Annotated in this window: 4 protein-coding genes; 2 read left to right on the top strand and 2 right to left on the bottom strand. The window is 45.0% G+C overall.

Annotation, left to right across the window (positions count from 1 at the left end; genetic code table 11):
• Window positions 1–383 precede the first annotated feature (383 nt).
• Both AAX04_RS08575 and AAX04_RS08570 read left to right on the top strand, forming a co-directional pair.
• Window positions 384–2,519 carry a hypothetical protein gene (locus AAX04_RS08575; RefSeq protein ID WP_066796910.1) on the top strand — a complete coding sequence of 712 codons (2,136 nt, stop codon included), beginning with the start codon at window positions 384–386 and terminating at the stop codon, window positions 2,517–2,519.
• A 57-nt stretch (window positions 2,520–2,576) separates the two neighbouring features.
• On the top strand, window positions 2,577–3,302 hold the full coding sequence (locus AAX04_RS08570) for a helix-turn-helix domain-containing protein (RefSeq protein WP_066796907.1): 726 nt from the start codon (window positions 2,577–2,579) through the stop codon (window positions 3,300–3,302).
• Window positions 3,303–3,402: 100 nt separating this feature from the next.
• Here AAX04_RS08570 and AAX04_RS08565 read toward each other — a convergent pair whose 3' ends face one another.
• Window positions 3,403–5,745: an ABC transporter substrate-binding protein gene (locus AAX04_RS08565; protein ID WP_066796904.1), complete on the bottom strand. Its 2,343-nt coding sequence runs from the start codon at window positions 5,743–5,745 to the stop codon at window positions 3,403–3,405.
• Between the two features lie 428 nt (window positions 5,746–6,173).
• Complete coding sequence (locus tag AAX04_RS08560) at window positions 6,174–8,690, bottom strand: ABC transporter substrate-binding protein (protein WP_066796901.1); 2,517 nt, start codon at window positions 8,688–8,690, stop codon at window positions 6,174–6,176.
• Window positions 8,691–8,754 lie beyond the last annotated feature (64 nt).

Raw genomic sequence — 8,754 nt, 5'->3', positions numbered from 1 at the left:
CACCAGGAGGACCATAGAAGAGCAGGTGAGGCAAGTCACCACGCCTAACAAACTCAAGCAAACCAACCTTAACACCCTCCTGATCAACCAAATCCACAAGCCTAACAGGCCTAAAACGCTCCACCCAGAGCAACTCCTTAAGCTCGGACATGCAGGTTAAAAGGTAATGCGGGAGTTTAAAACCTTAGTGCTTAGGAGCCAACCCACTGAACCTTACTGGGTTGTAGCCGATGAGATTCATTCCTTTTAGCAACTGGGGTGGTATGCTGTACAGTGTTTTACGGGTATCATTTTTCACAGGTTAGAGGGTTAATGCACTTAGTATTTTTACATTATTGTATTTAACATATGGTTTATAACGGCATTTACCTTGAGTTGGTGGTATGGTTGAGGCTTACTTGGTGAAATGGGGTAGGTTAAGGTTAATCACTGTTCCAGGGGATTCCTCCTGGGAATTGGTTAATGGGGATGAGACTGTGCTTAGGGCAACTGCCACCGTGGTGGGTAATAGCATTGAGCATACCAGCTCCTCCATGATGAGTGGCAGTGATGGCTTGGGTAGGTTCATGTCAATAAGTATCAATGGCTCCTCGGGTGGGGTTAACGTAACCTTCACAGTTAAGGTTTATGATGATGAACCTGTTATGGTGCCCACTATCACGTTTAACGATGATGTTAAGGGTGAACCCGATGATGAAGGTAAGGTTAAGACCGCTTCCTTAAGGGCTCAGCTATTCTTAGGCAGGGTATTTAGCTACACACCGTATAACTGGATTAGGCCAGTCTTCATTAATTCACCGGAGAGAGAAGTAACACTAGCCCCCTTCGCAATGTTCATTAACCCAACCAGTAAAGCCACCGTGATAGTGTCAGCTCTTGAACCAAGAGCCCCACAGTTGCTTAAGCTAACGCCAAGTTCACTTGGCTTTAATGCAATCCTCGGCTTCAGTGGCACTATAGGTAACATACCCAGGGGGACGGTGTTGAGTTCACTGATAGTCTATGGTGATAAACCTACGGAGGCGTTAAACAGGTGGGGACGCTTCATTAGGGGGATGTATGGCAGGGCTAGGACGGCCATTGAGGCATATAGAGAGTTCATAGATTCGCTTCAATACTGGACCGATACAGGTGGCATGTATTGGTACAGGACATTGCCAGGTATGAACTACATGGAGACCATGATGGAGGTTAAGAGGTATATGGATAGTAATGGCATTGGGGTTAGGTATTACCAGGTTGACTCATGGTGGTACCCCAAGAACCCCGATGATGGTGGCGCCATTGAATACCGTGAAGTGCCTGAATTGGGTGGTGACTTAAAGAAGATGGCTGAGATGCTTGGACCATTGGTGAGCGTTCACCTAAGGTACATATCTAAGGCGTCGCCATACGTAAATAAGTACAGCTCCGTCGTAACCAGTAATGCCACATGCATAACTGAGCCAGAAAGGTACTTCGACGACGTATTAAGGGTGCTTAAGGATAAGGGTGTGCTCTCCGTGAAGCATGACTGGTTAACGACGATTAGGCAAAGATGTAGTGAGGTTTACATGACCAGGGTTGGTATGCTTGAAAGGTACCTCGACTCCCTACTAACCACTGCTAAGAAGTACGGCATACTGGTTGAGCTATGCATGCCCGACTCCTACCACTACTTCATTGGGTCTAGGCATGATAATGCATTAATGATACGTACAAGCTCAGACTACGGCGCACCACTACCTAAGCATTACCTGCTCTACCAAAACGCCTACAATGCTATGCTGGCCCTTCAACTCGGGTATTCACCATTCTTCGACGTAATGGTGACTAAGGATCACCATGCCTACGCAGACCTACTCGCCAGGGTGTTGTTCTACTCGGTTGTTGGCATTGGGGATGCTGTTGATAAAGACCCATACTGGAGGAGGGGTGTTAACGTTAATCTGCTTAGGATGTTCCTATCACCACAGTGGACTGTGCTAAGACCTGACTCACCTGCTGAATTAATAGATGACATGTATCTGCATGACCCATACACTGAGGCAATACCGTTAATCGCATTAACCAGCATCAGGGGTGTTAAAGCCATTGCACTGTTCAACGTCAATAGGGATCTTGATGAGGTTTGTTACACATTGAAGAGCGATGAACTTAACTTAGGTCCCAGGGAAAACACAACTCTACTCAACCTGAGGACTGGTGTATCAGGCCTAGGCACCCTAAACGTATGTGTAAGGAAAGCTGAACCCCACGTTGTCTTTGCCTTAAGGGCTAATGAACCACAGATTTTAGGTCTCTCAAGTTATGCACTACCACCTGTCTCGATAATTAGGATCAGTGGTGAACGCGTCTCCAGCACATTCAGGTTTAAGGTAGGTTTAGTTGAGGCTGGTGAATTAATGGCTTATTCACCCAGTAAACCGTCTGGAATTAGCATTAACGGCAAACCCACTGCCTTTAACTACAATGAGAATAGTAAGGTATTAATAACGCCTATTAATGAGGCAGAGGTGACTTTAGATATAAACTACTGAATCTGTAGTTAAAAATGAGGTAAAAGATATAAAGTATTTACATATCTTCGAGTTATTATGGGAGGATTTAGTAAATTGCTGAATGAGGAATATGGCTTTAAGTTTGTTGTTTTTGATTATTTTCATGTTGTTGATTGGTCTGGTGGTGCTGTTTTTGGTGGTTATGTTTATGATGTTGTTGAGTCTTTTGTTGATAGTTTGGCTGATAGTGTCTTGGAGTTTTCTCTTCTTAGGGTTAGGGATTCCTACACGTTGAGGAGGCTTCTTAGGGTTATTGGTGGTAGTGGTGTTGCTGAGGTTGTTGACATTAAGCCCCTCAACAATGGTTACCCAAGGTTATTCTCAGTGGTTTTAAAGTCACCAATATCAAACTCAACTAGGTATAGGGCTAGGCTACTCGGAGGCATTGAGGTAATGGACCACATTGAGGAGGGTGTTGAGGAGTGGGGATTCATATTCCCACAGGAAACAGACACACAAACACTAATCAAAAACCTAGAAACAAGAGGAAGAGTAATAAGAGTAAGGGAGAGGAGAATAGACGCAACAGAGGCAGTGGAAAAGGCAATGAAGAGGGGAATAGGAACAATATTAACAAAGGCAGAGGAAAGAACAATAAAAAAAGCAAACAAACTAGGATACTTCGACCAACCAAAGAGAGTAAGCATAAGGCAAATAGCAAAAGAACTAGGTTTATCACCAAGTACTGTCGATAACCAGTTAAGGAATGGTATACGCAAGTTACTAAGGATACTGCTGACGTCAGATGATGCCGATATTTAATAGGCTTCAAAGTATTATAGTGATTATAGTGCAAGGTAAAATAAAAAAAGCATGATTTTACTGATATTATTATAGTTTTTAAATATTTCAACCGTTCAACTTACCTTCTCCTCATTGCGATTATTGCTGCTACTGCTGCTACCACTATTACGATGATTACTATTCCAACTACCAGTGCCGTACTGATCACTGATTTTGTCACGGTTACCGTACTCACCGCTGTTGTTGTCGTTACTGCCGTTGTTGTGACTGTGCTTGTTACCGTGGTTGTTGAAGTCACCGTTGAAACAGCAGTAGTCGTAGTCGTGGTTGTGAATGTAGTGGTGACCGGAGTATATGGTACGTGGAAGTATGACGCTACACAGGTCTGTAATTTAGGAATGTCTATGCCGAATTCCGGTGTTAAGCCTAGGAAGTTTGCGTACTGCTGATACTTAGTCCACAGTGAGCCATTAAGTATTGCCTGCGCTATTGGTGGTATCACGCCTGGTGGGGCAACACCACCGAAGAAGAATGGGTCAGGCAGCCACGTGGTCCACATGCCCATTATCATCTGCTGCGCTGACGGGTAAACAACTATGTCCGCTGTTAACTTGGGTAAGCATGCATAAGCCCAGGTGAAGTCGAAGTAACTTGGGTTGTACTGTATCGGCTCAATCTTAGCACCCCAAATGAACTGTGGATCATAATACTCCCACCAGGCTACCCAAGCTGCAATAGCCTCCTCGTACTGCTGGCTACCGGGTTCAGCAGCCGCAATGGCCCACTGGAGGTTTGTTAGGTTAACGTAACCGAAGGTTGAGTTAACGCAGGTTACAATTGTGTTGTTTGGTATCGGTAGGTTGAGTGTCAGTGGTTTGCAGTACCAACCGATGAGCTGGTGATTAACCACATTAGGCCATGCAAAGGGCCATGGCTTAGACGTATTAAACACATTACCAACAAAATACGTCCAAACTGAGCTAAGCGGCCATTGGGTCCATGCCGTAATGTAGCTAACAACCTTAGGGCCAAACCATTGGAGTGCCTGGAATTCACCATAATATATTATTTTACTTTCAAGGGTACCATGCTCTATGGCTACGAGTTTAGTCGGTATACCGAAGGCGCTTAATTCCTCAGCTGCATATGAGGCTGGCACTATCTGGTTCGTGAAGCCTGAGGGGCCACTTATGGTTAACGCTAGTGGTGTACCATTAGGCGTGTACCACTGTCCATTCTTCTGATAGAAGCCTAGGCTTTCAAGTATCTGAGTGGCCTTAGTAATGTTGTACTGGCACGTGAACAGCATACTGGTTATGTTACTTGGGAAGGTGCTTAAAGTGTATGGTGCTGCCGGTATATTGTAAGTGGTTGGTAGCAGGGATTGTAAGCCCCAGGATGCTGCCATGGCTGTGGTGTTCAACACGTAGCATAGTATTCTCCTAACTTCAGGTATATTCCATGGGTACTGATTTGGGTTAATGGTTATGCCGTATATGTCGAATGAGTATATGCCAAACACATTGATGCCGTGGCTCTCTAATTGAGCATTTTGCTGCGGCGACAGGAACACGTAGATGAATTGGGAGGTACCCTCAAGCATAGCGGTCATAGCCTGGGTATTACCACCAACGAATAACGACGTTACAGTTGGGTAATACAGATACGAGTTCAGCGGGAACACATCACTCCACTCCTCAAGTAGGTTAGGCGGCTCAAGGGTTGTTATTATGAAGTTTGAGCCAACCTTAGACACATAGTAAGGTGAAAGAGCCCAGTACGGTGCAACAAACGTAGTGATATTACTATGCGCAAATACAACGGCTTCAGTGTGGTTCATGGTTTTAAGCTTGTCAACGAAGGGTTTCCAAACTGGCCATGGTGTAAATATGTGCTGCGTAATCACGTAGATCCACTCGGTTGGTGACCATGTGTTAAACAATACCCGTATAGTGTAATTGTTAACAACAGTGAGATCCTCATCAACATCACTATAATTTATAAATGGGTAGAACCAGTTAAAGGCCTTAATGCCTATGTAGAACTCAGCGTAAACATCCCAAGCCGTGAAGGGCATTACAGCTGAGCCATTAAACCAATATAAGCCCTTACGTAGATGTATAGTTAATATACCGCTACCGTTAGGAAGCACCTGAATGGTCCAATTATCGGCTAAACCAGGGAAGAATTGGTTTGTTATTGGATTGTAGAAGGCCAACGGCATGTATGTGTCATAGGCACCCTGATCTTGGGCGACTGGGTGCGGGATGAATAGGTTCCAATTGGGTGCACCAGGTATGTACATTAATGTCGACGATACAGCCTGCGTTATGTTATACTGTTCACTTGAAATCGCCACATGGGTCACTAAGGCCATCATAAACAACGCAGCCGCCACCATCATGACTACGCCCTGTATTATACTTGTTAACCTCCTAGGAGAGGACATCCTAAGCTTCATACCAATTGTACCTACCTACATCTTAATAAATTGGTATTCGGACATTGTAAACCTAAATATCGATGGCCGATATCTAAAGAGTATAACCAGTCACACCCATTTATTCACGCTCTAACTTAGGGTATATGCAATATAAAACCTTAACCCTAGATTATTGTGATGACGTGCTGATGCATTTAGCTTAAATTACCACTATGTTTAACCAGGTATTTTACTCTATTTTTAACCGACAGTAATATATGCCTAACGCTTGACCACGGCGAAGTTGAATACCCCAGTAACTCCCTTCCTCAACATGTTGCAGGCGGTTTCTCTCATATATCTTATCTAATTCACATCCCTGGAGGTACAGGTTTAATATTCAAAATGGGAAGGAAGTTAGGTAAAAAGATTAAAGATTTTTAATTTTTTAAGGATTTATTTTGCGCTTATCTTCTTCTTAGCGCTATTGCTGCTGCTACTGCTGCTATGACTATTACTATGATTATTATTCCTGCTATTAGTGCTGTTGATACCACTGTCTTCGTCACGGTTACCGTGCTTACCGCCGTTGTGGTTGACGTTGTTGTTGAAGTTACCGTGCTTGTCATGGTGGCAGTGGTTGTTACCGTTGAAACAGCAGTTGTAGTAATAGCCGTTGTAGTTGTGGTAGTAGTTGTAGTGGTAGTCGTAGTCGTTGTGGATGTGGTGGTAACAGGAGTAGTCGTCGATGTAGTCGTAGTGGTCGTCGATGTAGTAGTGGTTGTGGTGGTGACTGGGATTACCTGTGATTGAAGTTTCTCAAGCTCAGCCAGGTTTAACTGACTGGTTATGTTGAAGTATTGGGCTAGGCATATTGCTAGGGCTGTTAGGTTTAACCCATGCGAGTAGGCGAACTGTGGGTCTAGCCCTAGGAATTTGGCGTAGTCGGGGTGTTTAATCCAAAGGCTACCGTTAACCATAGCCTCAACTAGAGGTGGCACATAGCCAGCCGGTGCCCCACTACCCCAGAGCGCCTCCCAAACCGGTGAGCTAATTACCTGATAGTAGTCCAGTTCAGCCCCAACTATGTACGAGTTGTCTGATGGCATTAACTCGATCCTAAGCCAGGGTGGGATGTACTTCTCACACATGGGGTTAGGTACATCATACATCCAAGTGACCATCATGTACTTAGGCCCAACATTAACCTCACCCCTCTTCCAACCAACGGGCTCTATGGGAACGTAATAGTGATACCATGAGAAAATAACCTTAAGCAACTCATCATACTCAGGCGTACCGACCGTCACTGCATCAAACAGGTTAAACCAGTTGGTTAGGTTAATGTAACCGAAGGTCGAGTTAATGCACCAAACCACTGTACCATTGAGTGGCGGAACTGTGGTGTTGTAGTAGCTGGGTAGGTGCATGGTTACTGGTGCGCATGTCCCATTTGGCCACTGGAAAGGCCAAACATAAGTCTCAGACTCAGTTACCCACGGTATTGCCGCTAATGGTCCCTGGAAGGATAGGCCAGTTGGATCATAGTAACCCCTACCGTAACCAAGCCAGGCATTAGCGACCTCAAATTGGGCGCCAGGGAACACAGTACCCCAGTACGTGCCTGTGTCTAGGGCTAACACATTTGTCGGTATGCCGAATAGGCTTAGCTGGGTTGCCCAACCCTGGGTTATGGTTGCCCAATCAGTGAAACCCGATGGCGTTATCACCGTCAGCTTAAGCGGTGTCCCATTTGGCAGGTACCACTGGTTACCCTTCTTATACATGCCGATACTCTCAAGTAACTGAGCAGCCTTAGTTGTATTGTAGCTGCACGGTATTAGGTACTCTTGGAGATGCTTTGGGTAAGTGCCCACCGTGTATGGGAAGATTGGCTCTGGGTAGTAGCTTGGGTAATAAACGCCAATACCCCAAACGGCGTTTGCGGCCGTTAGATTAACAGCGTAGCATAGAGCCTCCCTGAACTGGGGTGTGTTGAATGGGAACCCAGATAGTGGGTTAATGGTCATCCCCAGTTCACCGAAGTCCTCAAGCATGTAGGCCAATAGACCGCTCTTATTAGCAATACCAACCTGAGCAAGTGAAATACCCAGCGACGACCACGTTGCCTTACCTGACAGTAAGCCTGTTAAGGCCTGGGTGTTGCCGAGGACTTGCACGTAGTCTAATTCAGGGTCATAGTATGTTAGGGATATTGCGTATGGGTAAATCTCAAGCCACTTAGCAAGTAGAGGTACACCATTGTAGTACATTGGCTCAAGCACCGTTGTAAAGGTTGCAGTACCTGGACTGAAGCCTGTGGTTGGTGGGAAGTAGTAAGGTGACAGTGACCAGCATGGTGGATTCCACGTGGTTACATTATCTGAGCCGAAGGTTAATGCCTGGGTTGAATTCATGGTCTTAAGTCTCTCAACAATGGGTTTCCAGTAGATCCACGGGGTGGTGATTGGCTCAGTGAGTATGAATATTATGGTGTCTGGGCTCCATGCAGTCAACCGTATTGAAATGGTGTAATTATTAATCACCCTAATCCCATCAGCATTAACATACGGGTACCACCACATGAAGGCCTTAGCACCAATGTAAAACTCAGCGTAAACATCCCAAGCAGTGAAGGGCATTACAGCTGAGCCATTAAACCAATACAAGTCATGCCTAAGGTAAATGATGATGGTGTCGTTCTGGGGGAATAGGGACCAGTTCCTAGCTAAAACGGGCCACCATTGGCCATTGAGGGTATTATAGTAGGCCAGCGACTCCCAGGCATTAACCATCCATAATAGACCCTTGGGGTTCCAAATATTGCAAATAGGGGTGCCTGGTGGAACCGTTAATGTACCGTAGGAGTTCCAGTAAATTATCTTGGGCTTACTTGATGCGTGAACAATGTTGACGCCTATTAACGCAAGTACCACCAGTGTCACTATTATATACATCTTATGGGGATTTATTTTACTTATCATACAGAGATAATAGGTGATTAGTACCTCCTTATAACTGTTACTGTACATAGGTTTTGAATATTGA

This window comes from Caldivirga sp. MU80, from assembly GCF_001663375.1.
Taxonomy (GTDB): Archaea; Thermoproteota; Thermoprotei; order Thermoproteales; family Thermocladiaceae; genus Caldivirga.
The sequence above is the reverse complement of the archived record's forward strand: the minus strand, read 5'-3'. Positions and strand labels throughout refer to the sequence as shown.

Excerpts from the sequence above, each read along its gene's own strand:
- AAX04_RS08560 (WP_066796901.1), bottom strand. The coding sequence starts at position 8,690 with ATGATAAGTAAAATAAATCCCCATAAGATGTATATAATAGTGACACTG.
- AAX04_RS08565 (WP_066796904.1), bottom strand. The coding sequence starts at position 5,745 with ATGAAGCTTAGGATGTCCTCTCCTAGGAGGTTAACAAGTATAATACAG.
- AAX04_RS08570 (WP_066796907.1), top strand. The coding sequence starts at position 2,577 with ATGGGAGGATTTAGTAAATTGCTGAATGAGGAATATGGCTTTAAGTTT.
- AAX04_RS08575 (WP_066796910.1), top strand. The coding sequence starts at position 384 with ATGGTTGAGGCTTACTTGGTGAAATGGGGTAGGTTAAGGTTAATCACT.